The sequence below is a fragment of the Serratia sp. 14-2641 genome, assembly GCF_001692375.1.
Lineage (GTDB): Bacteria > Pseudomonadota > Gammaproteobacteria > Enterobacterales > Enterobacteriaceae > Chania > Chania fonticola_C.
On sequence record NZ_LXKR01000092.1, the window covers coordinates 1 to 1,258 of the forward strand.

Consider the following 1,258-nt stretch of genomic DNA (forward strand, 5'->3'; position numbering starts at 1 on the left):
TTGTTCGGGGACATGGTAGACACTTACAACATAGGTATGAGTACTTCTGAGTGGAGCTGCTTATGCCGTGGAATGAGAGATCTGCCATGTCATTACGTACCGAGTTTGTGCTTTTCGCCTCGCAAGAAGGCGCTAATATCCGTGCGCTATGCCGTCAGTTCGGCATTGCGCCTGCCACGGGGTATAAGTGGTTACACCGCTGGCTCTCTGACGGTCCACACGGACTGAACGAACGTTCCAGGGTGCCACACCATTCGCCTTCCAGAACACCCGACATTGTCGTCGAACACCTGCACACTGCTCATCTGGCCCATCCGATGTGGGGGGCCCGCAAGCTCAAGCGATGGCTAGAGATGCAGGGGCATACGCTACCTGCCGCCAGCACCGTGCATAATCTAATGCGCCGTCATGACTTGCTGCCAGGCGGTCCATCACCGGCTCCCACCGTTGGGCGCTTTGAACATGACGCACCGAACCGCCTCTGGCAGATGGACTTTAAAGGCCACTTCCCCTTTGCCGGTGGACGTTGCCATCCGCTGACCTTGTTGGATGACCATTCACGCTTCTCGCTCTGTCTGGCGCACTGCCCGGACGAGCGACGCGTCACCGTGCAGTCCCAGTTGATAGCGGTGTTCGAACGTTATGGCTTGCCGGAGAGAATGACCATGGATAATGGGGCCCCCTGGGGTGACACGACGGGCAGTTGGACCGCTCTGGAACTATGGCTGATGCGTCAGGGTATCCGGGTGGGTCACTCGCGGCCTTACCATCCTCAGACTCAGGGTAAGCTGGAGCGCTTCCATCGCAGCCTGAAGGCAGAGCTCCTGCAGGGGCGGTGGTTCACCGATGCGTCACAGTTGCAGGAGGTGTTCGACGCCTGGCGAGACAGCTACAACCTGGAACGGCCACATGAAGCGCTGTCAATGGCGGTACCAGCATCCCGTTATCAGCCTTCATCGCGACAGTACAATGGCAATCCGGCGGCAGCCGAGTATGACGAGGGGGTCTTGGTCAGGAAAGTGGATATCAGTGGGAAACTGAGCCTGAAAGGGATGGGTCGGAAAGTGGGCAAGGCCTTTATCGGTGAATATGTCGGACTGAAGGAAAGTGAGAGAGAGGGATACTACGAGGTATGGTGGTACAGCACGAAAGTGGGGATGATCGACCTGAGAAATAGGTCGATCATCATGGGTAAAGGATGTTAAAAAGTGTTCACCATGTCCTTGAACACCTGTCTACCATGTCCCCGGTCTGTACA

Annotated in this window: 1 pseudogene; it reads left to right on the forward strand. The window is 56.6% G+C overall.

What is annotated here, in order from left to right:
• Positions 1-50: 50 nt before the first annotated feature.
• Positions 51-1,258, forward strand: a pseudogene (locus A6U95_RS26865) (IS481 family transposase); the annotation flags it as partial.